22 protein-coding genes are annotated in these 25457 nt (G+C 73.8%); 16 read left to right on the forward strand and 6 right to left on the reverse strand.

Annotated elements, in window-relative coordinates; translation table 11 throughout:
- Genes HN031_RS19165 through HN031_RS19175 form a run of 3 tightly spaced genes read right to left on the reverse strand, consistent with a single transcriptional unit; the run spans nucleotide 1 to nucleotide 2463 of the window.
- Nucleotides 1-1314: an NAD(P)/FAD-dependent oxidoreductase gene (locus HN031_RS19165; RefSeq protein WP_172274126.1), complete on the reverse strand. Its 1314-nt coding sequence runs from the start codon at nucleotides 1312-1314 to the stop codon at nucleotides 1-3.
- 26 nt (nucleotides 1315-1340) lie between these two features.
- Nucleotides 1341-1931: a DUF4126 domain-containing protein gene (locus HN031_RS19170; protein ID WP_172274129.1), complete on the reverse strand. Its 591-nt coding sequence runs from the start codon at nucleotides 1929-1931 to the stop codon at nucleotides 1341-1343.
- A gap of 28 nt (nucleotides 1932-1959) precedes the next feature.
- Nucleotides 1960-2463, reverse strand: coding sequence for a YbaK/EbsC family protein (locus HN031_RS19175; RefSeq protein ID WP_172274132.1), 504 nt, complete (start codon nucleotides 2461-2463; stop codon nucleotides 1960-1962).
- 44 nt (nucleotides 2464-2507) lie between these two features.
- Here HN031_RS19175 and HN031_RS19180 point away from each other — a divergent pair, with 44 nt between their 5' ends.
- The 7 genes from HN031_RS19180 to HN031_RS19210 all read left to right on the forward strand — a co-directional run bounded on the left by HN031_RS19180 (nucleotide 2508) and on the right by HN031_RS19210 (nucleotide 10356).
- Nucleotides 2508-2975: a hypothetical protein gene (locus HN031_RS19180; RefSeq protein WP_172274135.1), complete on the forward strand. Its 468-nt coding sequence runs from the start codon at nucleotides 2508-2510 to the stop codon at nucleotides 2973-2975.
- A gap of 175 nt (nucleotides 2976-3150) precedes the next feature.
- On the forward strand, nucleotides 3151-3465 hold the full coding sequence (locus HN031_RS19185; RefSeq protein WP_216652631.1) for a DUF6504 family protein: 315 nt from the start codon (nucleotides 3151-3153) through the stop codon (nucleotides 3463-3465).
- Between the two features lie 13 nt (nucleotides 3466-3478).
- The gene (locus tag HN031_RS19190) at nucleotides 3479-3880 is read left to right on the forward strand and encodes an SAV_6107 family HEPN domain-containing protein (protein ID WP_172275095.1); all 402 of its coding nucleotides are present in this window, start codon (nucleotides 3479-3481) and stop codon (nucleotides 3878-3880) included.
- Nucleotides 3870-7760 (forward strand): DNA polymerase III subunit alpha, encoded by a 3891-nt coding sequence (locus tag HN031_RS19195; protein ID WP_172274141.1) that lies wholly within the window; start codon nucleotides 3870-3872, stop codon nucleotides 7758-7760. Before HN031_RS19190 ends, HN031_RS19195 begins: the two co-directional genes overlap by 11 nt.
- Nucleotides 7761-7797: 37 nt before the next feature.
- Complete coding sequence (locus HN031_RS19200) at nucleotides 7798-8538, forward strand: methyltransferase (RefSeq protein ID WP_172274144.1); 741 nt, start codon at nucleotides 7798-7800, stop codon at nucleotides 8536-8538.
- Nucleotides 8539-8607: 69 nt separating this feature from the next.
- Nucleotides 8608-9777, forward strand: coding sequence for a DNA polymerase IV (gene dinB / locus HN031_RS19205; protein ID WP_322425462.1), 1170 nt, complete (start codon nucleotides 8608-8610; stop codon nucleotides 9775-9777).
- A 141-nt stretch (nucleotides 9778-9918) separates the two neighbouring features.
- Nucleotides 9919-10356 (forward strand): DUF3040 domain-containing protein, encoded by a 438-nt coding sequence (locus tag HN031_RS19210; protein WP_172274147.1) that lies wholly within the window; start codon nucleotides 9919-9921, stop codon nucleotides 10354-10356.
- 202 nt (nucleotides 10357-10558) lie between these two features.
- Here HN031_RS19210 and HN031_RS19215 read toward each other — a convergent pair whose 3' ends face one another.
- The 3 genes from HN031_RS19215 to HN031_RS19225 are packed head-to-tail and all read right to left on the reverse strand — an operon-like array spanning nucleotide 10559 to nucleotide 15172.
- The gene (locus HN031_RS19215; RefSeq protein WP_172274150.1) at nucleotides 10559-12934 is read right to left on the reverse strand and encodes a DUF3488 and transglutaminase-like domain-containing protein; all 2376 of its coding nucleotides are present in this window, start codon (nucleotides 12932-12934) and stop codon (nucleotides 10559-10561) included.
- Nucleotides 12931-14199: a DUF58 domain-containing protein gene (locus HN031_RS19220; protein ID WP_172274153.1), complete on the reverse strand. Its 1269-nt coding sequence runs from the start codon at nucleotides 14197-14199 to the stop codon at nucleotides 12931-12933. Before HN031_RS19220 ends, HN031_RS19215 begins: the two co-directional genes overlap by 4 nt.
- Nucleotides 14192-15172: a MoxR family ATPase gene (locus HN031_RS19225; protein ID WP_322425459.1), complete on the reverse strand. Its 981-nt coding sequence runs from the start codon at nucleotides 15170-15172 to the stop codon at nucleotides 14192-14194. The genes HN031_RS19220 and HN031_RS19225 overlap by 8 nt, the downstream gene beginning before the upstream one ends.
- A gap of 379 nt (nucleotides 15173-15551) precedes the next feature.
- Here HN031_RS19225 and mraZ point away from each other — a divergent pair, with 379 nt between their 5' ends.
- From mraZ to murD, 9 genes are all read left to right on the forward strand, one after another.
- Nucleotides 15552-15980, forward strand: a complete 429-nt coding sequence (mraZ, locus tag HN031_RS19230; protein WP_172274159.1) for a division/cell wall cluster transcriptional repressor MraZ — start codon at nucleotides 15552-15554, stop codon at nucleotides 15978-15980.
- 282 nt (nucleotides 15981-16262) lie between these two features.
- Nucleotides 16263-16424, forward strand: coding sequence for a hypothetical protein (locus HN031_RS19235; RefSeq protein WP_172274162.1), 162 nt, complete (start codon nucleotides 16263-16265; stop codon nucleotides 16422-16424).
- A gap of 13 nt (nucleotides 16425-16437) precedes the next feature.
- Nucleotides 16438-17427: a 16S rRNA (cytosine(1402)-N(4))-methyltransferase RsmH gene (gene rsmH, locus HN031_RS19240; protein WP_172274165.1), complete on the forward strand. Its 990-nt coding sequence runs from the start codon at nucleotides 16438-16440 to the stop codon at nucleotides 17425-17427.
- Nucleotides 17424-17999: a hypothetical protein gene (locus HN031_RS19245; protein ID WP_172274168.1), complete on the forward strand. Its 576-nt coding sequence runs from the start codon at nucleotides 17424-17426 to the stop codon at nucleotides 17997-17999. The genes rsmH and HN031_RS19245 overlap by 4 nt, the downstream gene beginning before the upstream one ends.
- 131 nt (nucleotides 18000-18130) lie before the next feature.
- A complete protein-coding gene (locus HN031_RS19250) occupies nucleotides 18131-19858 on the forward strand; it encodes a penicillin-binding protein 2 (protein ID WP_172274171.1) in 1728 nt (575 codons plus the stop codon).
- 110 nt (nucleotides 19859-19968) lie between these two features.
- Nucleotides 19969-21435, forward strand: a complete 1467-nt coding sequence (locus HN031_RS19255; RefSeq protein WP_367650835.1) for a UDP-N-acetylmuramoyl-L-alanyl-D-glutamate--2,6-diaminopimelate ligase — start codon at nucleotides 19969-19971, stop codon at nucleotides 21433-21435.
- Nucleotides 21432-22826, forward strand: a complete 1395-nt coding sequence (gene murF, locus HN031_RS19260) for a UDP-N-acetylmuramoyl-tripeptide--D-alanyl-D-alanine ligase (RefSeq protein WP_172274177.1) — start codon at nucleotides 21432-21434, stop codon at nucleotides 22824-22826. Before HN031_RS19255 ends, murF begins: the two co-directional genes overlap by 4 nt.
- Entirely contained in the window at nucleotides 22823-23935 is a 1113-nt protein-coding gene (gene mraY / locus HN031_RS19265) for a phospho-N-acetylmuramoyl-pentapeptide-transferase (RefSeq protein WP_172274180.1), read from the forward strand. Before murF ends, mraY begins: the two co-directional genes overlap by 4 nt.
- Nucleotides 23928-25451 carry a UDP-N-acetylmuramoyl-L-alanine--D-glutamate ligase gene (gene murD / locus HN031_RS19270; protein ID WP_172274183.1) on the forward strand — a complete coding sequence of 508 codons (1524 nt, stop codon included), beginning with the start codon at nucleotides 23928-23930 and terminating at the stop codon, nucleotides 25449-25451. The genes mraY and murD overlap by 8 nt, the downstream gene beginning before the upstream one ends.
- Nucleotides 25452-25457 lie beyond the last annotated feature (6 nt).

Consider the following 25457-nt stretch of genomic DNA (forward strand, 5'->3'; position numbering starts at 1 on the left):
TCAGGCGCGCCCCACCAGGTCGGCGACGAGGGCCGCGCTGAGCCCGGCGAACGGCAGCCCCGAGCCCGTCGTCGCGTGGGCGCCCGCGGCCAGCACGCCTGCGATCGGCGTGCGTGGTCCCAGTCGGGTGCGGGCGGTCCGCGGCCCCTGCCACAGCATGCCGTACGGCGAACCGCCCCAGGCCTCCACGAGCTCGTCCGGGCTGCGGTCGACGCGCGCGACGACCCGCTCGCGGACGTCGAGGCCGTGGCGGGCGAGCCCGGTCAGCACGTCCTCGGTGACCGTGCCGCGGGCCAGCACCGTCCAGGCGGCACCGCCGGCGGGCGCGCGCCCGCCGGTCCGGACCACGAGGAGCGGGTCGCCGTGCAGGACGACCTCGTGGGGCAGGTCGGGCACGTCGCCGTCGAGCCCGACGTGGCTGACCGCGGGAGGCATGGCCGGCGTCGTGCGCCGGACGTAGGGCGCGAGCGCCGGGAGCCGTCGCGGGTCGATCGCGACGACCGCGTGGTCGGCGTCGACCTCCGCCCGGACCCCGTCCTGCCGGGTCCGCACCGCGGCGACCCGGCCCGCGCGCACGACCAGGTCGGTCGCGTCCGTGCCGGTGAGCACGGTGACGCCGCGGAGCGCGAGCCGGTCGGCCATGGCCGTGCCCAGCGCGGCGAGCCCACCGGGCACGGTCCACGCGCCGAACCGCTGCTCGAGGTAGACGTCGACGCCGGCGAGGACGGGCACGTCGCGCAGCGCGTGGCCGTCCATCACCAGCCGGTGCCCCGCCACCAACCGCAGCCGCTCGTCGCGGAACGCCCGACGGAGCCTCTTGTGCAGGGACTCGCGGCGGTCGAGCAGGGCGATCAGCTCGCGTGGTGCGACGTCGTCGTCGAAGGGGCGCTCGAACCACTCCTTGCGCAGCAGCTCCCACGTCTCGCCGTACGACGCGACGTGGTCGACCCACTGCTGTCCGAGGCCCGGTCCCAGCTGCTCGAACGCCGCGAGCTGCGCCGCGCGCGACCCGCCGGGCAGCCGCACGGACGACCCGTCGGCGAACCGGTGCTCGCGCACCGGGTCGAGCGGCTGGAGGTCGACCTCGCGCTCGAGCGGACGCCCGGACTTGCGGAAGAGGTCGCGAACGACGGCCGGGAGCAGCGTGCTGCTCGGTCCGGCGTCCCACGCGAAGCCGTCGACCTCGAGGGTCGTCAGGGCGCCACCGAGCCGGGCCGAGCGCTCGAGGAGGGTGACCTCGTGGCCGAGCTTGGCGAGCCGGGCCGCGGCGGCCATGCCGCCGAAGCCGCCACCGATCACCACGACACGAGCCACGGGGGAACCCTAGGACCCGGTCGCGGTCAGGCGGTGGGGTGCACCGGGTCCTTCCTCTTCCACCGGCGCCAACCCCGTCGGACCAGTCGGGTGAGGACGACCAGCAGGACCAGCCCGACGAGCAGCAGCACCCCGGCGATGGCCGCGGCCGCCTGCGGGTGCTCGAGGGAGAACCACACGACGCCGAGCACGGCGGCGTCCTCGGTGAGGCTGGCGACGACGTTGGTCACCGGCTCGGGGGAGGAGTTGATCGCGAGCCGGCCGCCGGCCTTGGCGAGGTGGCTGAGCAGCGCGGTGCCGCCGCCGACGACGCCGAGCACGGCCTGGTCGAGCGAGGACGCGTCACCGGCGAGCAGGATGCCGATCACGGCACCGGCGGTGGGTCGGATCGCGGTGGAGAACGCGTCCCACGTCGAGTCGATGTAGGGGATCTTGTCCGCGACGAACTCCATCGTGAAGAGGAATCCGGCCACGGCGAGGACGTCCCACCGGCCCAGCACGTCGGGGATGTCTGCGACGGTGCCGAAGCGGTCGGCGAGGCCCAGCACCAGGACGACGAGGTAGGCGTTGATGCCGCTCGCCCACCCGCTGGAGAAGGTCAGTGCGAGGGCGTCCACGCGTCGATCCTGCCAGCCTCGTCCGACGTCACGGCTCGTCGACCTCGGACTGCACCTCGGGCTCCACCTCGACCTCGACGGCGCCCGTCATCGCGACCAGCTCGTCGTAGGTCGAGGAGAACACGGCCGCCGGGTGCCCGGCCGCCGCCCACACCACGTCGTGCTGTCGCAGCCACGGGTCGATCCACGTGCGGATCGGGGCGGGGTGGTCGATGGGGGAGACGCCGCCGATCACCTGGCCGGTGTGGCGGCGCACGAAGTCGGGGTCGGCCCTCCTGAGGCGACCCACGCCGATGCGCGCCGCGACCGCCCCGGTGTCCACGCGGTGGGCGCCCGAGGTGAGGATCAGCACCGGCTCGCCGTCGGCGTCGAAGAGGAGGCTGTTGGCGATGGCGCCGACCTCGCAGCCGAGGGCCGCCGCGGCGAGTGCCGCGGTGTGGGCGCTGTCGGGCAGGATGACCACGTCACCGGTGCCGCCGCGCCGGGAGAGCTCGCCTCGGAATGAGGCGACGGATGCGTGCTCGATCGACATGATGCGAGCCTAGCGACGACGACGACTGCCCAGGGGGACATCAGATGGCGCGCGACCTGCCCGGACCTGTGCTCAACAGCGTGCGAGCGCTGGGCCTGATCGTGGCCACCTCCGGCGTGATCACCCTGCTGATCTGGTGGATGCGCGACGAGGTGGTCCTCGGCTGGGCGGAGGGCAACCCGTCGGCCCAGGACATCCTCGCCCAGGGTGGGATCGAGCAGCTGCGCGAGAGCCCGATCGTGCCCGGCTTCGTCGCGCTGTCGGTGGTGGCGTTCGTCGGCTTCGCCCTGCTCGCGCTGGTCCTCGGCTCGTTCTTCCTCGGCGGGCACGCCTGGACCCGGCCGGTCCTCGCCGCCACCGCCGGCGTCGGCGTCCTCGTCGGCGCCGTCTGCCTCGACGCGCACCTGCCGGTGATCTTCGTGGTGCTCTCCGCGCTGGTCATCGTCGAGGGCCTCGCCCTGGTCTTCTTCCTCTGGCAGCGCGAGACCACGTCCCACCTGCGCGACGACTGACCGATCGGCGCCGCGTCCGCCGGATCGGTGGACGGGCCTTGACGCGTTGTCGGTGGGGGGTAGTACCGTTCTGGTTGTTCGAACACGTGTTCGATGCGACCCGGGTGGCGGTGACCTCGACCCCCACCTCCGCCCGGGTCAACCCCGGGGTCGACGGATGTGTCGAGGAGGCGCGATGAGGCAGTACGACGACCCCGTCGAGGTGCGACGAGGCGAGGCGGAGGACCCCGACCAGTTCCTGTGGCGCGGGCGGTTGTGGAAGGTGCGGGCGATCGTCGCCCACTGGGTGGAGACCGGCCCGTGGTGGCAGGGGCGGGCCGACGACGGTGCGGTGGCCGACCCGGTGGCCGACCCGGTGGCCGACCTGGTGGCCGAGCGCGAGCTCTGGCGGGTGGAGGCCGGCCGCGGCGAGCAGGAGACCTACGGCGTCTTCGACCTGTCCTTCGACTGGACCGACGGGCGCTGGCAGCTCGTCGGCTGCCTGGACTGAGGGGAGCGACGTGATGACTCCCCACCTGCTCCCGGCCACCGCCCACCACTACCTGCAGCGGTCGGCGACCTCGCTGCACGACGCGATCACCGCACGCGACGTGCCCACCCGCTACGCCTGCGCCCACGTCGCGGCGCTGTGCGCCGCGGCGGCGCTGCTCGCGGCGCGTGCCCGGCCGGCACCGCGCGGTCGGCGGCAGAAGAACGCGTGGGTGCTGCTGGCCGAGGTCGCTCCTGAGCTGTCCGAGTGGGCGAGCTTCTTCGCCGCCGGCGCCGCCAAGCGGGCCGCCGCCGAGGCCGGGTCCACGCGCGCCGTCACCGAGCGCGAGGCCGACGACCTGGTCCGCGACTCCGACCGGTTCCTGGCGGTGGTCGAGCAGGCGCTGGGCCTGGTGCCGCACGCCAGTGTCGCCTGACCCGTTCGTCCACCTCCACGTCGCTTCCGGCTACTCCCTCCAGTACGGCGCCTCGCACCCGCACGTCCTGGTGGAGCGGGCCGCGGAGCAGGAGATGGACACGCTCGCGCTCACCGACCGCGACGGCACCTACGGCGCGGTGAAGTTCGTCCGCGCCGCCGAGTCGGCCGGCATCCGCCCGGTGCTGGGTGTCGACCTCGCGGTCGCGCCGACCCGCCCCGGTCCCGCAGGCGCGGGTCGACCGGCCCCGCGGCGTACGCCCGTGCGTGGCGGCGCGCTGCGCGACCCCTCCTCCCAGCAGGGTGGCAGCGCCCGGGTGACGTTCCTCGCCAGCGGGCGGGCCGGCTGGTCCGCGCTCTGCCGGATGGTCTCCGCGGTGCACCTGTCGGGGGAGCGCGGCCGTCCGGTCGCCACCCTCGACGTGCTGGCTCCCCACCTCGCCGGCGGTGACGTGCTCGTCCTGCTGGGTCCGTCCTCGGAGCTGGGAGTCGCCGCGACCCGGCGCCGTGACGACCTCGGGCTCGCCGCGCTCGCTCCCTGGCTCGAGGTCGTCGCCCGGGAGAACCTCGTCGTCGAGCTCGTCTCCCACCGGCTCGGTGGCCGGCAGGGAGCGTGGGGACCGGGCTCGTCCCCCCACGCGGCCCGGATGGCCGGCATCGCCCGCACCGCCGGCCTCACCACGGTGCTGACCAACGCCGTGCGCTACGCCGACCGGCTCGACGCCCCGACCGTCGACGTCCTCGACGCCGCCCGCCGGCTCGTCCCCCTCGGCTCGGCCAGCCTGCGCGACATCGGCCCCGACGCCGGCCGGGGCAACGCCGAGGGCTTCCTCAAGTCCGGCAAGCAGATGCACGAGGTCGCCGAGGAGGTGTGCCGGCTCGCCGGGCTCGGGCACGACAGTGACGGGGAGGCCCGGCGGCTGCTCGCGCGGACCCGAGCGGTCGCCGACAGGTGCGCGCTCGACCCGCGCACCGACCTCGGCCTGGGTGAGGTGCACTTCCCCGAGCTCGCGCTGTCCGACACGACGGCACCGTCCGCCGACGTCGCGCTCCGCCAGCGCTGCGAGTCGGCGGTCGGCGCGCGCTACGGCGACGCGCCGAGGATGCGGATCTGGACGAGGCTCGACCAGGAGCTCGAGACCATCCGCACGCTGGGCTACGCCTCCTACTTCCTCACCGTCGCCGACGTCACCGACCTGATCGGCGAGATGGGTGTGCGGCGGGCGGCGCGCGGCTCGGGTGCCGGGAGCCTCGTCAACTACCTGCTCGGCATCTCCGGCGTCGACCCGATCCGCCACGGCCTGCTGATGGAGAGGTTCCTGTCGCCGCTGCGCGCCTCGCTGCCCGACATCGACATCGACGTGGAGTCCGCCCGGCGCGAGGAGGTCTACCGCGCGATCCTCGACCGGTTCGGTGGCGAGCGGTGCGTGTGCGTGTCGATGATGGACACCTACCGCGTCCGCCACGCCGTCCGCGACGTCGGCGCCGCGCTCGGGATGCCGCCGGGCGAGATCGACGCCATCGCCAAGGCGTTCCCCCACATCCGCGCCCGCGACGCCCGGATGGCGCTGCGCGACCTCCCCGAGCTGCGGGTCAGCGGCCTCGCCGACGGCGGCCTCGACCGCTTCTTCGGCCTCGTCGAGCGCCTCGACGGCCTGCCGCGGCACATCGCGGTCCACCCCTGCGGCGTGCTGCTGTCCGACGCGACGCTGCTCGACCGCACGCCGGTCGAGGCGTCCTGGGCCGGCTTCCCGATGAGCCAGTTCGACAAGGACGACGTCGAGGAGCTCGGCCTGCTCAAGCTCGACGTCCTCGGCATCCGGATGCAGTCGGCGATGGCGCACGCGGTCGCGGAGGTGGAGCGGGTCGACGGCGTCCGCATCGACCTCGACGACGAGGTGGTGGTGCCCTTCGACGACTCGTCGACCTTCGACATGATCAGCACGGCGCGGACCCTCGGCGTCTTCCAGATCGAGTCGCCCGGCCAGCGCGAGCTCGTCGGCAAGTCCGGCATCGAGAGCTTCGACGACATCATCACCGACATCTCGCTGTTCCGTCCGGGGCCGGTCAAGAGCGACATGATCACCCCCTACCTCGAGGTCAAGCAGGGGTGGCGGACCGCCCACTACCTCCACGACGACCTGCGGCCCATCCTCGGTCCGACCCGTGGCGTGGTGGTGTTCCACGAGCAGGTCATCGAGATCATCGCCCGGTTCGGCGGCGTCTCCTTCGCCGAGGCCGACGAGAAGCGCCGTGCGCTCGGCGATCCCGACGGGATGGCCGCGACCAGGGCATGGTTCGGTCCCCGTGCGCTGGCCCGGGGCTACGACGTGTCGCTGGTCGAGGAGATCTGGAAGGTGCTGAAGGCCTTCGCGTCGTTCGGGTTCTGCAAGGCCCACGCCGCCGCCTTCGCGCTCCCGACCTACCAGTCGGCGTGGCTCAAGGCCCACTGGCCGGCCCACTTCCTGGCCGGTGTGCTGACCCACGACCCCGGCATGTATCCCAAGCGGCTCATCCTCGACGACGCCCGCCAGTTCGGTGTCGGCGTCCGTGGCCTCGACGTCAACTCGAGCGCGTCCACCTACGTCGTCGAGCGTGACGAGGACGAGGGCCACGAGGACCAGGGCGACGAGGACGAGGTCGGGGCCAACGCCAGCGCCGGCGCGACCGCCGGGGGCGGGCACGCGATCCGGCTCTCCCTCACCGACGTCAAGGGCATCAGCGAGTCGGAGGTCGCCCGCATCGTGGAGGCCCGCGACGGCGCCCCCTACGTCTCCCTGTCCGACTTCTTCCACCGCGCACGGGTGTCCCGGCCGATCCTCGAGCGGCTGGTGCTGGCGGGCGGGTTCGACGGGGTCTACGGCATCGGGTCGGGGGAGCAGGCCGTCACCCGGCGCGGCCGGGTGACCCGGCGCGACCTGCTGCTCCAGGTCGCCGAGCTCGACCTCCACGCCCGCTCGATCGACCGCGCCTCGCGGGCCCGCGGTCGCGCACCGGCCACCCGTCGTACGCCCCTCCCGGCCACCACCGCGGCGGTGGACGCGGCAGCGCGCAACAGCTCCGACCCCGCCGTTCGGGCGGCGTCGGGGCCCGTCGAGCGGCACGCCCTCGCCGACGGCGGGGTCTGGGCCCGCGCGGCGGCCCAGTCGCGGGCTGCCCGGCCGGTGGTCGCGGCGGACTCGGTGCAGCTCACGCTCCGGCTGGGCGACGAGCCGGGCGAGCCGGGGGAGCAGCCGACGGGGCTGCCCGAGATGACGACCGTGGAGCGGATGCGGGCCGAGCTGGAGATCCTCGGCCTCGACGTCAGCCAGCACGCCGTCGCCGCCTACGACCCGTTCCTCGACGCGCTCGGGGTGACCCGCAGCCGCGACCTGCTGCGCCGCCGCAGCCGTGCCGAGCTGCTGGTGGCGGGGGTGAAGGTCGCCACCCAGACCCCGCCGATCAGGTCCGGTCGCCGGGTGGTGTTCCTGACCCTCGACGACGGCACCGGACCGGTCGACGCCACCTTCTTCGAGGACGCGCAGGGCCCCTACGCCACCACCGTGTTCTCGTCCTGGCTGCTGCTGGTGCGCGGTGAGCTGCGGCGCACGGGACGCCGCGGTGTCTCGGTGCGCGCCACCGGCGCGTGGGAGCTGCCGGTCCTGCACGCGCTGTGGCAGCGCGGTCGCACCGACGAGGAGGGCGTCGGGCTGGTGCGCGCCGAGCTGGCCCGCGTCCCCGAGGCGCTGGCGCAGGACGACCACGAGCCGGCCCGGCGCCGGGTCCTCGTGCACACCAGCGGCTTCCAGCTCTCGCCCTACGCCGACGTCAGGCCCGCCGGCGACGACGCCCGCGACGTCGCGCGCAAGCTGTGGCACCGCAGCCCGGGGAGCCCGGGATGAGCGGCCCCCCCACGGCTGCACCACTAGGGTTGCCCGCATGGCACAGCCCTCCGCGAGCGACCGCCGCCAGTCCGTCCGCACCGGCGTGGTGTGGGAGGGCGTACGCCGCCTGCTGGACGACGGCACTCCCGGCGAGCCGGTCCGGATCGTCGACATCGGCGGCGGCACGGGCGGTTTCGCGGTGCCCCTCGCCGAGCTCGGCCACACCGTCCAGGTCATCGACCCCAGTCCCGACGCCCTCGCGGCCCTCGACCGCCGGGCCCGCGAGCGCGGGGTGGCCGACCGCGTCACCGGCCAGCAGGGCGACCTGTCCGACCTGGGCGACCTCGTCGACGAGGCCGACCTCGTCCTGTGCCACGGCGTCCTGGAGATGGTCGACGACCCCGCCGCCTCCCTCTCCTCGATCGCCGCGGTGCTGCGTCCCGGTGGTCACCTCAGCCTGCTGGTGGCCCAGCGTCACGCCGCCGTGGTGGCGCGCGCCATGGCCGGACACTTCCAGGCCGCCCGCGAGCTGCTCGACGCAGGCCCGGCGGCCGGGTCCGGGCACCGGGGCGGGCGCCGCTTCACCCACGACGACGTGGTCGACCTGCTCGCCGCGGCCGGCCTGCAGCCGGCGTCCGTGCAGGCGGTCCGGGTGTTCGCCGACCTGGTGCCCGGCAGCCTCCTCGACGTCGAGCCCGGTGCGACGGCTGCCCTCCTCGAGCTCGAGCGCGCCGTCGCCACCCGCCCGGAATACCTCCCCCTCGCGACGCAGCTGCACGTCCTCGCCGGTCGCTGACCGGTCGCAGGTCCCTCCACGCGTCCGCCGGAGCGCCCCGCGTGCCGCCGCACTCCCGGGCGGCGGCCGGTGACCGACACCCCGATCCTCCACGTCGACATGGACGCGTTCTACGCGTCCGTGGCGCTGCGCGAGCGTCCCGACCTCGTCGACGAGCCCGTGGTGGTGGGCGGCAGCGGGCGCGGCGTGGTGCTGGCCGCCAACTACGTCGCGCGCCACTACGGCATCCGCTCGGCGCTGCCGATGACCCGCGTCCGCCGGCTCTGCCCGCACGTGGTGGTGCTCGCTCCCGACTACGCCACCTTCACCAGCGTCTCGGCGTCGGTGATGGAGACGTTCCGCGAGGTCACGCCGGTCGTCGAGGCGATGTCGCTGGACGAGGCGTTCCTCGACGTGCGCGGGTCCACACGCCGCCTCGGCCCGCCGCGGCAGATCGCCGAGCAGCTGCGCTCGACCATCCACGACGAGCAAGGCATCACCTGCTCGGTCGGCGTGGCCGCGTCGGTGTCGGTGGCCAAGCTGGCCAGCCGCCGGGCCAAGCCCGACGGCGTGGTCGTGGTCCCGCCCGCCGAGGTCACGTCCTTCCTGCACCCCCTCGACGTCGGTGAGCTCTACGGGGTGGGGGAGAAGACCCAGGCGCTGCTCCACCGGTTCGGCCTGCTCACCGTCGGCGACGTGGCGCACACCCCGCTGCGCACCCTCCAGCGTGCGGTCGGGGCGCACCTCGGTCGCGAGCTCCACCACCTCGCGTGGGGCACCGATCGCAGCGAGCTCGTGCCGCGGGCCGGGGACCACGAGCCCGAACGGTCGATGGGCGCCGACGAGACGTTCGCCCGCGACACCGACGACCGCGAGTTCGTCGTGCGGGAGCTGCTGCGGCTGTCCGCCAAGGTGGGCGGGCGGATGCGTGCCGCCGGGGTGGCCGGCCGCACGATCACGCTCAAGGTGCGCTTCGCCGACTTCACGACGATCACCCGGTCGCGCACGATGCCCGAGGCCACCGACGTGACCGTGGAGATCCACCGCACGGTGACACGGCTCTACGACGCGCTCGGCCTCCAGCGCGCGCGGCTCCGCCTGGTCGGCGTGCGCGTCGAGGGCCTGGTGCCGCGCGACACGGTCCACCATCAGCTCGTGCTGGGCGAGCCTGAGCGCGGGTGGCCCGAGGCCGACCGCGCGGTGGACCGGGCGACGAGGCGGTTCGGGTCGGCGGCGGTCCGGCCCGGGAGCCTGATGTGACCGGCCGGCGACCGGTCCTGGGACCAACCTTGGACATCCGTCCCGCCTGCGGACCCTGCGTGAGGGTGAATTTTCACCATGACGCCTACCCTTGGTGCACCGGCGTGCCTAGACTTGCAAGTGAAGAGGTGAGGAGGAACCGTGGAGCTCTCCGAGGAAGAACTGCGACTGCTCGAGCAGATGGAACGCGCCCTCGTCGAAGAGGACCCGAAGCTCGCCTCCACCTTGCGTGGCACGTCGTTCCAACGCATGGCTCGTCGCCGCATGATCCTGGGCGGCGCCATCCTCCTCGTCGGCATCGGCCTGCTCATCGTCGCGGTCCTGCTCGACCTCACCGCCGTCCTCCAGACCGTGGTCGGCGTGCTCGGCTTCGTGGTGATGCTGGGTGGCGCGATCCTCGCGCTGACCTCCGCCCGCAGCCCGGGGCACTCGGTGCCCAAGGTGCGTGCCTCCGGCAAGTCCGGCCTCGGCGTCGTCGACGGTGGTCGTCCGCACCGCCCGAGCCGCCAGCGCTCCGGCAGCCCCTTCATGGAGCGCATGGAGGAGCGGTGGCGCCGCCGCCGCGAGCGCGGCCTCTGACCCACCCGCCGCACTGACCCGCGGGACCGCACCGGTCCGCGGGAGGGTGTCGTTGCTCCACCGTCCGAGCCGCGTCTCGCCGCGTGCTGCCGAGACGCGACGACCCACGTCCCCAAGGGAGCGGTGCGCCAGCCACATCCGGCGCTGACGGAACCTGGCTCAGCCACCGCCGCGCCGGGGACACGCCCGCGTCCCCGCGTGATCAGCCGACGAGCTCGTCGACCGTCCGCGTGGTCTCGCCGTCCGGCGTCGCGGTGCGGGTCCGGCTCGAGCGGGGCGGACGCCCCGGTCGGCGCCAGGACGTACGCCGTCCGACGACCGACGCGGGCCACCAGGCGGCACGTCGTACGTCACGGGGCGGGACACCGGCCGCGAGCGACTCCTCGACGAGGCTCGCGTCCCCGGCGAACCGGTCGGCGGTGAAGGTCTCCGGGTCGCGGGCGTAGCGGCTGTGCTCGAGCGCCACCACGAGGCGGTCGAGGGCGTGGGCGGCCTCCGGCGCCTGGTCGCGGCCGCGGCGCGGACGATCGGGGCGCGGGCCGTCGGAGGCAGGGGCGGCGAGCTGCCGGCCCAGCCAGTCGCCGACGCGGCGGGGTGAGCGGCCCGCGGGCCAGGCGTGGCCCAGGTCTCGTGCGACGTCGGCCAGCTCCACCCACAGGTCCTCGATGTCGCCGGCCAGCCGGCGACGGCGGCGGGCGCCGCGGACCAGCCGGGGGGTCAGCAGGACGAGGGCGAGCAGCCCGAGCCCGAGGAGGCCGGCCAGGACCGGCACCCAGGGGATCGACGAGGTGTCCTCGTCGGCCGACTCCGAGTCGGCGCTCGGCGACTCGCCGCGCTCGGGGAGCAGCTCGGTAGAGCTGCTCGCGCTCGGCGACGGCGCCTCGGTGACGGCCTCGAACTCGGCGCTGGTGTACTCCGGGATGCCGGTCGCGCGCGCCTGCGGGGTGGGCTCGAAGCGCACCCAGCCCGACCCGGGGAAGTAGAGCTCCGGCCAGGCGTGCAGGTCGTGCGAGGAGAACTCCCACGAGCCGCTGGTCGACTTCTCCGGCTCGAGGAACCCGACCGCGACCCGGCTGGGGATGCCGATGACCCGCGCCATGATCGCCATGGCGGCGGCGAACTGCTCGCAGTAGCCGACCTTGTCGTCGAGGAACTGGGCCAGGTCCGCACCCCCGCCGCCGGCCGACTCCACCTGCCCGAGGTCGTAGCGGAAGCCGCCGTCCTCGCGGAACCACTGCTGCAGCACCTGGGCCTTCTGGAACCGGGTCGGGGCGTCGGCGGTCAGGCTGGCGGCCTGCCGGCGGATCTCGTTGTTGAGGTTGGTCGGCACGTCGGTGAAGATGCCGGCCACCGACCCGGCGCCCGAGACCGACTCGTTCATCGACTGCGCGTCGTAGGTCAGCTGGGCGCCGGTGAAGTCGTAGGTGCGGTCGGCGGTCGTCACGTCGTCGCGTGCGCCGATGAAGTCACGGGTGCTCACGTCGTAGCGCCAGTCGGTGCCGGCCGCGATCCGGGTGACCTGCGCGGTGGTGGGGAGCCAGGCCGAGCTGAAGTCCGGACTGACCCGGACGTCGTACTTGAACTCCCGGCGCGCCACGTCGCTGGAGACGCCGTCGAGCGGCGGCAGCGAGCCGGTGGCGGTCTGCGTCTCGGGGATCTCGCGGTCGCCGGGGGTCCAGGTGGAGCCGTTGAACCGGGCGAGCACCGAGATCCGGAGGTACGTCGGCCGCGGGCCGGGGGTGGTGACCCACAGCAGCGGGACGTCCTCCCCGCGGGCCAGGTCGCGGCGCAGGTCGACCATCGGGTCCTTGACCTCGACCTCGCGGGTGCCCGGGCCGTTGCCGTCGAAGACGCTCATGCTCATCGTGGGGACGGCCGCCGGCACCACCACGGCGAGCGCGATCGCGGCGGCGCCGAGGGCCACGGCGGTGTTGCCGATGGCGCCGGTGCGCACGGAGAACGACGCCTTCTCGCCCTCGGGCGAGCGGCCCCACGAGGTGACGTGGTCGCTGTGCTGGATGTAGACGAGGGTGAGGAACAGCGCGGCGATGACGGCGAAGAGCCACCACGACACGGCCTCGCCGGTGACCGCCACCGGCAGGGTGTACGCCGCCAGCAGCACGAGCCCGGCCACCGGTGCGCGGCGCAGGGTGCAGGCGATGACGTCGACGAGGAGGACCACGAGCGTGCCGCCGACGAGCAGCAGCGGGTGGACGGGCGGGACGCCGAGCTGGACCGGCGCGGCGTAGCTGCGCGAGGTCTCCATCGCGTCGCCGAGCGCCACCCGGAACGCGTCGACGTTGTCAGGCGTCGGCAGCGGGGAGCCGGTCGTGGTGCCGAGGACCAGCAGGCCGCCCACGACGAGCTGCGCGCCGATGATGGCCGGGGCCGGCAGGCGGCTCCACCTCGCCAACGCGCCGCCGCCCGCGAGGACGACGCCGATGAAGAGCAGCGGGAAGCCCACCTCGGCGAAGCCGGCGGTCAGGACGCGCCACGACAGGATCGTCACCCAGGCGGCCAGCATGGCGATGCCCGCCACCCTGAGCTGGTGGGGGAGCGTGCTCCAGGAGGACCTCATCGTCCGACTCCTGTCGAGGCGGTGGACCGGCTCCGCATCATGCCGAGCTCCTGCCAGGCGGTGTCGAGGCGGTCACGGGGACCGAGGGTGACCGAGCGCCAGCCGGTCGCGGTGAGGTGGGACGCCGCGCCGAGGCCGGGCTGCACCGGCAGGTGCGGCGCCCACGCGTCCACGTCGAGGGCGATCGCCAGGCTGGAGGACGCGTGGTGCTGGAGCCGGCGCAGGAACGGCAGGTCCATCTCGCCCAGGCCGCCGAAGACGCCGATGGTCAGACCGCCGTTGCCGGGCTCGGCGAGCCACTGCGTGTCGGGTGCGGGGGAGTGGTCGAGCTGCACCACGGCCAGCGCCTCGAGGAGCGGGATGGTGCTCGCCTCGGCCGCCTGCGAGTGCCACTGCGTCTCGCGGCTGTCGCCGGAGGCCGTGACCAGCCGGACGGTGTAGCCGTGGTGCGCGAGGTGCACCGCGATCGACGCGGCGGCGGAGACCGCGCCCTCGAGGGAGCTCGCAGCACCCTGGCCGCGGTGCGAGGTGCCGCGGTTGTCGAGGAAGACGGTGGCGCGCGACTGCCACGGCTGCTCCTCGCGGCGCACCATGAGCTCGCCGAGCCGGGCCGAGCTGCGCCAGTGGACGCGCCGCAGGTCGTCGCCACGGCGGTACTCGCGCACGGTGACGTCCTCGGCACTGCCGGTGGCGAACGCGCGCGGACGGTTGTCGCCGGACCCGGTCCACGCGCCGCCCAGCGGGATGCTCGGCAGCGCGATGGTGCGCGGCGTCACCGTCAGCCGCGTGGTCGCGTGGAACGTACGACCGAGCTCGACGAGGCCGAACGGGTCGGTGACGCGCACCGCCATCGGGCCGATCTCGAACTGCCCGCGCAGCTCGGAGCGGACCTGGTAGGTCGCGTGGCGGCGCCAGCCGTGGCCGAGCCCCTCGAGCACGAAGCGGGGCCGCGTGCCGAGGACGTAGGGCAGTCGCTCCTCGAGCAGGAGGACGCCGGTCGGGGTGCGTGACTCGTTGGCGACCGTCAGCTCGACCGTCGCCGGCTGGCCGGCCACCACGAGCTGGGGGGAGAGCGTGCGCACGAGCGCGAGGCGGTAGCGCGAGCGCCCCACCCACCACGCCGTCAGCAGCGGCAGCACCGCGACCAGCACGCCGATACGGACCACCGAGGAGTGGCCGACGACGATCGCGGCCACCACGGTGGTGATGCCGGCGGCCAGGAACGCCCGTCCGCGGACGGTCAGGGCGGCGAGTGCCTCACGCACGGTTCGCGTCGGGGACGGGGACCGACTCCACCAGCCCGGACAGGATCGCCGCGGTGGTGCGGCCGCTCATCGTCGCCTCGACGTTGGGCAGCAGCCGGTGGGCGAGGACCGGCGAGGTGATGCCGTGGATGTCGTCGGGCAGGACGTAGTCGCGGCCCTGCGTCGCGGCGACCGCCTTGGCGGCGCGGACGAGGTGGAGCGTGGCCCGCGGCGACGCGCCGAGGTGCAGGTCGTTGCTCGTGCGGGTGGCGGTCGTCAGCGCGACGGCGTAGCGGTGCACCGCGGACGAGACGTGGACCCGGCCGACGATCTCGATCACCTTGCGGATCTCGCCGGCGTCGGTGACCGGCTCGAGGTCGTCGAGCGGGTTGTGGGCGGTGTGGCCCTCGAGCATCGCGATCTCGGCGGACTCCACCGGGTAGCCGACCGAGACCCGCGCCATGAAGCGGTCGCGCTGGGCCTCGGGGAGGGCGTAGGTGCCCTCCATCTCGATGGGGTTCTGGGTGGCGATGACCATGAACGGCTTCTCGAGCATGTAGGTCGCGTTGTCGACCGTGACCTGGCGCTCCTCCATGGCCTCGAGGAGGGCGGACTGCGTCTTGGGGGAGGCCCGGTTGATCTCGTCGCCGACCACGATGTTGGCGAAGACGCCGCCGGGGCGGAACTCGAACTCCCGGGTGTCCTGGTTGAACACCGACACGCCCGTGACGTCGGAGGGCAGCAGGTCGGGGGTGAACTGGATCCGGCGCACGGAGCAGTCGATGCTGCGCGCCAGGGCCTTGCTCAGCTGGGTCTTGCCGACGCCGGGGACGTCCTCGATGAGCAGGTGGCCCTCCGCGAGCAGGACGACGAGCGCGGCGTTGACCACGTCGGGCTTGCCGGCGATCACGCGCTCGATGTTGTGGCGGACCGCGCCGGTGACCCGGTGCACGGTGTCCAGGTCGGGCGCCTGCCCGGAAAGCCCAGTCGTCACGTTGTGTCCGTCCCCTCGCTGCATGCTCGTGACCACGGTATGTGGTGCGCGCAACATACCGGGCCACCCTCGCCCGGCAGCGCCTTCCGACCGCCGGCCGAGCTGCCCCTGCGCCCCGTTCCCCCACTTCGCTCCACCACCGGGTGCCCTTCCTCCCCACCGGCGCTCCACCACGGCCCTGCTGAGCGTGGATCGGGGCGGTTCCACGCTCGACGAGGGCTGCCGTCGGGCAGCGACGGACCGACGCGTCCGACCCGACAACGCGCAAATTGCCGCCGGAGACACGCTCGATCTGGTTGACGGTGGAGCGAAGTGGAGTACTGTGGTGCGAAGTGGGGGACAGGGTCGATCTTCCCGCCGAGCAAGGGGGAGGTGCCGGATGTTCTTCGGCACCTACACGCCCAAGCTCGACGAGAAGGGACGCCTCTTCCTCCCCGCCAAGTTCAGGGACGAGCTGACGGAGGGACTCGTGGTGACCAGGGGGCAGGAGCGCTGCCTCACCGTCTGGTCGCTGGAGGACTTCGGCCGGCTCACCGACCGGCTCCGCGAGGCGCCGGTCACCCAGAAGGGCACCCGTGACTACGTCCGCATGCTGTTCGCGGCCGCCAGCCAGGAGGTGCCCGACAAGCAGGGCCGGATCAACATCCCGGCACCCCTGCGCGAGTACGCCTCGCTCCGCAAGGAGTGCGTCGTCATCGGCTCGATGAACCGGATCGAGATCTGGGACCCCGCAGCCTGGGCGGCCTACTCCGAGGAGCAGGAGCAGAAGTTCTCCGAGCTCAGCGACGAGGTCTTCCCCGGGATCTGAGCAGGACCCGCACCACAACTCCACAGCTGACATCGGACCCGCATCACCAGGTCTCGAGCCCGCTCCCTCGCGTGGCCATCTGGGGCACTTCCCCGGCACCAGAGGGCACCTCATGCCAGGGAGCGGGCAGGGACCTGGTGCGGCGGCTCACCTCGTGCCACCCGGCGGGGAGTGTCAGCCGCACCGCCATCACCAGCAGCACCCCGGCAACAAACCCAGCACCAGCCAGCAGCAGCCAGCAGCATCCAGCACCAACCAGCACCTTTGAGTGGGGTCGAGACCATGAGCACCACCCAGCCCTGGGCACGCACGTCGGCGGCACCGCCGCTGCGGGTGCGCGACCAGGCGCGCGCGGCGGCCGTCCTCATCGCGTTCTCCGCCGCCACGGCCTCCTGCCTGGCGCTGGCGCTCCTCGTGCTCATGCACCTGGGACACCAGGGCTGAGCCGGGCCGGACGATGACGACTCCCCGCCACGCCCCGGTGCTCCTCGACCGGGTCGTCGCCCTGCTGGCGCCTGCCCTCGAGCACCCCGGGTCGGTCTACGTCGACTGCACGCTCGGCCTCGGCGGCCACAGCGCGGCCGTGCTCGAGCGGCTCCCCGAGGCCCGGGTCATCGGCATCGACCGCGACCCGACGGCGCTGGAGATGTCGACCGAGCGGCTCGCGGCCCACGGTGACCGCTTCACCGCAGTGCACGCCGTCTACGACGAGCTCCCGGAGGTGGTCGCCTCCCTCGGGCTCGACCACGTCGACGCGGTGTTCTTCGACCTCGGGGTCTCCTCGATGCAGCTCGACGTGCGCGAGCGCGGCTTCGCCTACGCCGAGGACGCCCCGCTGGACATGCGGATGGACCCCACCACGGGACCCACGGCCGCGGACCTGCTCAACACGGCCACCGCCCAGGAGCTGACCCGCATCCTGCGCGAGTACGGCGAGGAGAAGTTCGCCAGCAGGATCGCCCGCGAGGTCGTACGTCGACGCGACACCACGCCGTTCGCGACGAGCGCGGACCTGGTCGAGCTGCTCTACGCCACCATCCCGGCCCCCGCCCGGCGCACCGGTGGGCACCCCGCCAAGCGGACCTTCCAAGCCCTGCGGATGGCGGTCAACGACGAGCTCGCCGTGCTCCGGCGGGCCGTCCCCGCCTCGATCGAGGTCATCGGCGTCGGCGGCCGGGTGGTCGTGGAGTCCTACCACTCCCTCGAGGACCGCCTGGTCAAGCGGGCCTTCGCCGACGCGACCCGGCTCGACGTGCCGCCCGACCTCCCGTTCGTCCCCGAGGGCGCCGAGCCGGCCTTGCGGCTGGTCACCCGCGGCGCCGAGCAGGCCGACGTGCACGAGGTCGAGCAGAACCCCCGGGCGGCCTCGGTCCGCCTGCGCGCCGTCGAGCGCGTCCGTCCCCCTTCCCCCGCCTCCCGCCACCTTCCCCATGGAGCCGTCAGATGAGCAGTCCCGCACTGCAGCCGAGGACCCGGGTCACCCGGATCGCCCAGGAGGCTGTCGACAAGGCCCGCCTCACCGTCGTCCCGCGGGTGCGCACGCGCGCCCCCCGGGTGCCGTTCGTGACCCTCGTCAGCCTGGTCCTCGTCGGCGGGATCGTGGGACTGCTCCTGTTCAACACCTCGATGCAGCAGGCCTCGTTCACGGCGTCCGCGCTGGAGAACCAGGCCGACACGCTGGCCGCCCGCGAGCAGACGCTGCGCATGGAGCTCGACGAGCTGCGCGACCCCCAGCGGGTGGCGCTGGAGGCCCAGCAGATGGGCATGGTCATCCCGACCGCGCCGGTCTTCCTCGACCTCGAGACCGGGGAGACGAGCGGCGTGCGCACGCCGGCGACGCGGGAGAACGCCATCCAGCTGCTGCCCCCGGCGCCCATCAAGCCCAAGGTGCTCGCACCGGACCCGACCATCGTCGAGGTGCCGGCCACCACGACCACCACCACGGACACGACCACCACGACCGAGACGACCGACGTCACGAACAAGAACAAGCAGGGTCGCAAGAACCGCGACCGCTGACGGCGCGGTCGCGCGGATCCGCGCGGCAGCCGACCTAGATTTCGACCGAGCCCGGGACGCACCCGGGCCCTGACCCAGGGAGACCAGTGCCGAGCACCCGCACCAGGCGTGGCGCCTCTCGCGGCGCACCCATGCTGCGACTGCGCGTCGGGTTCGTCCTCATCGCGATGGTCCTCTCCTTCTTCGGCGCGCGGCTGGTGCAGCTGCAGGGCATGGACCCCCAGTCGTACGCCGTCCGCGCCGCGGCCGAGGGGGCCGTCCGGGTCCCGCTGGCCGCCGAGCGCGGCGACATCCTCGACCGCAACGGCGTCCCGCTCGCCGGCTCGATCAAGGGCAAGATGGTCGTCGCCGACCCGGCCCTCACCGCCGCGCAGGCGCCCGAGCTGGCCCGGCTGCTGTCCGACCGGCTCTCCGTCGACTACTTCCGCACGCTGACCGCGCTGCGCGGCCGCCAGGAGGGCAGCCGCTACGAGTACGTCGCCCGGCGGGTGCCGAGCACGCTCGCGACCGACACCCTCGAGGTGCTCGACGACGCCGGCTTCGAGGGCATCAGCCTGCAGGACGACCCGATCCGTGACTACCCGGCCGGCGACGTCGCGGCCAACCTGGTCGGCTACATGGGCACCGACGAGCCGCTGGGCGGGTTCGAGCGCACCTTCGACGAGCAGCTCGCCGGCGTCGACGGCGAGGCGACGTGGCAGTCCAACTCCGGCAAGGGCGTGCGCATCCCGCTGCGCGAGAGCACGCTGAAGGCCGCGCAGAACGGCGCCCCGCTGCGCACCACCATCGACCGCGACCTGCAGTGGTTCACCCAGAAGGTGCTGGCCCAGGCGGTCCAGCAGTACCGCGCCGAGAGCGGCTCGGCGATCGTCCTGGACACCCGCACCGGCGAGACGCTGGCGCTGGCCGACGTCCCCACCTTCGACGCCAACGAGCCCACCGAGGCGCCCGAGGAGGACCTCGGGTCCCGCGCGCTCAACGACACCTACGAGCCCGGGTCGGTGCAGAAGGTCCTCACCGCGTCGGCCCTCATCGACGCCGGGAAGGCGTTCCCGCGGCAGCGGTTCAAGGTGCCCCCGAGCCTGGCCCGCCAGGACCGCGTCATCGGTGACTGGTTCGACCACGGCAACATCCGCCTGACCCTGGCCGGGATCATCGCCCAGTCGTCCAACATCGGCACCGTCCTCGCCGCCGACGCCTTCTCGCCCATCGAGCTCGTGGACTACCTCCAGCGCTTCGGCCTCGGCCAGCGCACCGACATCGGCGTGCGGGGCGAGACGGCCGGCATCCTGACGCCCGGCGAGGCGATGACGTCGCAGACCAAGGACCGCGTCGCCTTCGGCCAGTCCCTGTCGGTCAACGTCGCCCAGATGGCCGCCGCGGTGAACACCATCGCCAACGGCGGCGTCCGGGTCTCGCCCAGCCTCATTGCCGGCTCCGCGGTCACCGACGACGGCGTCACCGTCGGCACCGACGTGGCCACCCGCACCCGGGTGGTCAGCAAGGCTGCCGCCCGTGCGACCGCGCGGATGATGGAGAAGGTCGTCGACCCCGAGGACGGGGTGGCGCCCGGCGCCCAGGTGCCCGGCTACCTCGTCGCCGGCAAGACAGGCACCGCCCAGCGGGTCGCTGCGGACTGCGGCTGCTACGACGGCAGCACGTCGGTCTCCTTCGGCGGCTTCGCGCCCGCCGACGACGCCCGGTTCACCGTCTACGTGGTCGTCCACGCCCCGGAGGTCGACGGCGGCGGCGGCTCGATCGCCGGTCCCGTGTTCTCCCGGATCATGGGCTACGTGCTCGGCCGCTACGGCGTCGAGCCGACCGACGGCAAGCCCTCCCGCCTCCCCGTCGAGTGGTGAGTCGATACCCTCGCTCGGTGGACCGCCCAGTGGACCCGCGCGAGGAGGTCGTGCCCCCGACCCGACCGCGTCGCACCCCCTCGACGGCCGCGAGCGAGCTGGCCGCCTGGATCGCCGAGACGACCGAGGTGGCCGCCCACGGCGACCTCGACGTGCCGGTCTCCGGGATCTCGCTCAGCACCGCCCGCGTCCGGCCCGGTGACCTCTACGCCGCCCTCCCGGGCGCCCGCGCCCACGGTGCGGACTACGCTGCCGAGGCGCTGTCCGCGGGCGCCGCGGCCGTCCTCACCGACCGCGCGGGGCTCGACCTGCTCCCGCCGGGCACGCCCGCGCTCGTCGTACCCGAGCCGAGGCGGGTGCTCGGTCGCCTGGCCGCCCGGCTCTACGGCGAGCCCGCGAGGGACCTGCGGGTCATCGGCGTCACCGGCACGCAGGGCAAGACCACCACGACCCGCATCCTCGAGCAGGGGCTGACCGCGTCCGGCGTGACGTCCGCGGTGATCGGCACCGTCGGCACCCGCATCGCCGGCGAGGACGTGCAGACCCAGCTGACGACGCCCGAGGCGCCCGACCTGCACGGCCTGTTCGCGGTGATGCGCGAGCGGGGCGTCGACACCTGCGCCATGGAGGTCTCCAGCCACGCCCTCGTGATGGGCCGCGTGGACGGCGTGGTGTTCGACGTCGCCACCTTCCTCAACCTGGGCCGTGACCACCTCGACTTCCACCGCGACGTCGACGACTACTTCGCCGCCAAGGCGAGCCTGTTCACCCCGGAGCGCGCTGCACAGGGCCTGACCAACCTCGACGACGAGCACGGCCGGCGGCTGCTGGACGTGGCGACGATCCCGATGTCGACCTTCTCCACCGAGGGCCGCGACGCGGACTGGCGGGCGGTCGACGTCGCGCTGGCGCCGTCGGGGGCGACCTTCACCGTCGTCGGCCCCGGCGTCACGGTGCCGGCGGCGGTCCGCGTCCCGGGCGCCTTCAACGTGTCCAACGCGCTGGCGGCGATCGCCTCGGCCGCCCTTGCCGGGCTCGACCCGCGGACGGTCGCCGACGGCATCGCACGCGTCGGCGGTGTGCCGGGCCGGCTGGAGCGGGTCGCGGCGGGCCAGGACTGGGCGGTGGTCGTCGACTACGCCCACAAGCCGGACGCCCTCGAGGCGGTGCTGGCCACGCTGCGGCCCCTCACCGAGGGCCGGGTGATCGTCGTGGTCGGCGCGGGCGGCGACCGCGACCGGGTCAAGCGACCGGTGATGGGGGAGATCGCCGCGCGGCTGGCCGACGTCGTGGTCGTCACCGACGACAACCCGCGCACCGAGGACCCCGCCGACATCCGCGCGGCCGTGCTCGAGGGCACCCGCGGCGGTGCCGCGGAGGTCCTCGAGGTCGGTGACCGCCGGCTGGCGATCCGCGAGGCACTGCGACGCGCCGCCCCCGGCGACGTGGTCCTCGTCGCGGGCAAGGGGCACGAGACCGGCCAGCAGGTCGGCAGCGAGGTGCATCCCTTCGACGACCGCGTCGTCGCCGCCGAGGAGATCCGGGCGCTGCTGACCGCCGCCGGGGAGCCCGCATGATCGAGATGACCCTGGCCGAGGTGGCCGACGTCGTGGGCGGCGAGGCGCACGGCGAGGCCGTCGTCACCGGGGCGGCGTTCATCGACACCCGCACCCCCGAGCCGGGCGGCCTCTTCGTGGCCGTCGCGGGCGAGCGCGTCGACGGCCACGACTTCGTGGTCGCGGCCGGTGGGGCCGGCGCCGTCGCGGTGCTGGGCAGCCGGCCGACCGAGCTGCCGACCGTCGTCGTCGACGACGTCGTGGCCGCCCTGGGGCTGCTGGCCCGGCACGTCGTCGACCGCCTGCCCGACGTGGTGGTGCTCGCCATGACCGGCTCCCAGGGCAAGACCGGCACCAAGGACTACCTCGCGCACGTCCTCTCGGAGGCGGGGCCGACCGTGGCGACGCGCGGCAACTTCAACAACGACCTCGGGGTGCCGCTCACGGTGCTCCGCGCGACGCCCGAGACCCGCTACCTCGTCGTGGAGATGGGCGCGCGCGGCGTGGGCCACATCGCCCGGCTCTGCGCCGTCGCGCCGCCGCACGTGGCGGCCGTGCTCAACGTCGGCACGGCGCACATCGGCGAGTTCGGCAGCCGCGAGGCGATCGCGCAGGCGAAGGGCGAGATCGTCGAGGCACTGCCGGCCGACGGCACCGCCGTGCTCAACGCCGACGACGAGCTCGTCGCCGCCATGGCCGCTCGCACCGACGCCACCGTGCGCACGTTCGGCGGCGAGGGCGCGGACGTGGCCGTCACCGCGGTCACCGCCGACGAGCTGGGCCGCCAGTCGTTCGAGGTCCTCCACCGCGGTTCCGGCGCCACCGTGCACCTGGCCCAGGTGGGCGCGTTCCAGTGGCGCAACGCGGCAGCGGCCGCCGCCATGGCGCTGGCCGCCGGCCTCGACCTCGACGCGGTGGCCGACTCCCTGGCGGACGCGGTGCCCGCGAGCCGCTGGCGGATGGAGGTCACCGAGCGCCCGGACGGGCTGGTCGTCCTCAACGACGCCTACAACGCCAACCCCGAGTCGATGCGGGCCGCCCTCGACACGCTCGCCGGCATCGGGTCGCGCAGCGGTCGTCGTACGGTCGCGGTGCTGGGGGAGATGTTCGAGCTCGGCGACGGCGGGGTCGCCGCACACCGCGGCGTGGGCTCGTACGCCGCCGAGGTCGGCGTCGACGTCGTGCTCACCGTGGGCGACGGCGCGGGGCCGGTCTCCGAGGGCTTCGCGACCGCGGTGGCCCGGGGAGCCGGCGGGGGAGTGACGATCCCCACGGCGGGGCGTGACGAAGCGGCCGAGTGGCTGCGGCACAATGTCTCGGCTGCTGATGTCGTCCTGGTGAAGGCATCACGGGGGGCCTCGCTCGAACTCATCGCCGACGTCCTCCTCGAGGAAGGGAGTAGCACCACATGAGAGCCATCCTGTTCGGAGGAGGACTCTCCCTGCTGATCTCCCTCCTCGGCACGCGCTACGCCATCCGGTTCTTCACCCGGCAGGGCTTCGGCCAGCCGATCCGCGACGACGGGCCGACCACCCACCACGTCAAGCGCGGCACCCCGACCATGGGCGGGGCCGTCATCGTGCTCGCCACGGTCGTGGGCTACCTCGCCGCCAAGATCATCACCCAGCAGGCCCCCACCGCCTCGGCGATGCTCCTGCTGTTCCTCCTCGTCGGGCTCGGAGGCGTCGGCTTCCTCGACGACTTCCTCAAGGTGAGCCGCCAGCACAACCTCGGCCTGCGCAGCCGCGCGAAGGTCATCGGCCAGACCGTGGTGGCGGTCGTCTTCGGCTTCCTCGCGCTGTCGCCGATGCTCGAGGACGAGCGTGGCTGGCGACCGGCGTCCGACCACATCTCCTTCATCCGCGACTACGAGCGGTTCGCGCTCCCGACGGTCGTCGCCATCCTGCTCGTGTGGGTGATCGTCACCGGCGCCAGCAACGCGGTGAACCTCGCCGACGGCCTGGACGGGCTGGCCACCGGCGCGAGCATCCTGGTCTTCGCCGCGTACACGCTGGTCAACATCTGGCAGAACAGCCAGTCCTGCGCCATCGAGGCGGGTCCCAAGTGCTACGAGGTGCGCGACCCGCTCGACCTCGCCGTCGTCGCGGCGGCGCTGACCGGCGCCTGCTTCGGCTTCCTGTGGTGGAACGCCTCGCCCGCCCAGATCATGATGGGCGACACCGGCTCCCTCGCCCTCGGCGGCGCCATGGCCGGCTTCGCGATCATGACCCGCACCGAGCTGCTGCTGCTCATCATCGGCGGCCTCTTCGTGGTCATCACGCTCTCGGTGATGATCCAGGTGTCCGTCTTCAAGGTCAGCCGCGCGAGCGGGCTCTTCCGCAGCATCTTCAAGGTCCAGCCCGGCTACCGCGTCTTCCGCATGACGCCCCTGCACCACCACTTCGAGATGCTCGGCTGGGAGCAGGTCACCATCGTGATCCGCTTCTGGATCGTCACCGGCCTCACCGTGGCCACCGGCCTGGGCATCTTCTACGCCGAGTGGGTCGCGGGCATTGGCTGACGGGCCCGCCCCGGACGTGGAGTCGCTCGGCCGCGGCAGCGACTGGTCCGGCGTACGCGTCGTGGTCGCCGGCTTCGGTGTCTCCGGCTACGCCGCCGCCGACAACCTGCTGTTCCTCGGCGCCCGGGTGACGGCGCTCGACGAGGCGACCAGCGAGGCGAAGGCCGAGAAGGCCGAGCTCCTCGAGACCCTCGGCGCCACCGTCCGCCTCGGACCCGGCGAGACCGCGGTCCTCCCCGACGACGTGGACCTCGTCGTCACCTCGCCCGGCTGGCGTCCGACCGCCCCGCTGCTCGCGCAGGCGGCCGAGCGGGGGATCCCGGTGTGGGGCGAGGTGGAGCTGGCCTGGCGGCTGCGCGACCCTGCCACCGCCGCGCCGTGGCTGGCCGTCACCGGCACCAACGGCAAGACGACGACGGTGCAGATGCTCCGCTCGATCCTGGGCGCCGCCGGGCTGCGCGCCGCCGCCGTCGGCAACGTCGGCATGCCGATCGTCGAGGCCGTGATGGACCCCGAGCCCTACGACGTGCTGGCCGTCGAGCTCTCCAGCTTCCAGCTCCACTACACGTGGTCGATGTCGGCGGAGTCCGCCGTCGTCCTCAACGTCGCCGAGGACCACCTCGACTGGTACGACGACGAGCCCGGGGGACCGACGGGCATGGAGCAGTACGCCGCCGACAAGGCGCGGATCTACGAGCGGGTGCAGCGCGCCTGCGTCTACAACCTCGCCGACCCCGCGACCGAGGAGATGGTGCGCGAGGCCGACGTGGTCGAGGGTGCCCGCGCGGTCGGGTTCACGCTCGGGACGCCGTCGTCGGGCGACGTGGGGATCGTGGAGGACCTGCTGGTGGACCGCGCGTTCATCGAGGAGCGCGCCACCAGTGCGGCGGAGCTGTGCACGCTCGCCGACCTCGCCTCGTCGGCACCGCACTACGTCGCCAACGCGCTCGCGGCCGCTGCCCTCGCCCGGGCCCACGGCGTGAGCCAGCAGGCGGTCCGCGACGGACTGCGCGACTTCCGGCCCGACGGGCACCGGATCGCGCACGTCGCAGCGGCCGACGGCGTCGACTGGGTCGACGACTCCAAGGCGACCAACCCGCACGCCGCCCAGTCCTCGCTCAGCGCCTACGACTCCGTGGTCTGGGTGGCGGGCGGGCTCGCCAAGGGCGCCCGCTTCGACGACCTGGTGGTCGCGGTGCGCGACCGGTTGCGGGGCGTGGTGCTGCTCGGCCGGGACCGGCAGGTGGTCGCCGACGCTCTTTCGCGACACGCGCCCGATGTGCCGGTCATCGATGTGGGTGCCGACGAGACTGGGGATCCGATGGAGCGCGTGGTCGACGCCGCCGCCGGGCTCGCCAGGTCCGGGGACACCGTGTTGCTGGCGCCGGGGTGCGCGTCCATGGACATGTTCACCGACTACGGCGCACGCGGCGACGCGTTCGCCGCGGCGGTGCACCGCAGGATCGCCCGCGGCGGTCCCGCACCCGACCAGACGCCCGACCAGACGCCCGACTAGACGCCC

Origin of the sequence: Nocardioides sp. zg-1308, assembly GCF_013155375.1 — a bacterium.
Lineage (GTDB): Bacteria > Actinomycetota > Actinomycetes > Propionibacteriales > Nocardioidaceae > Nocardioides > Nocardioides renjunii.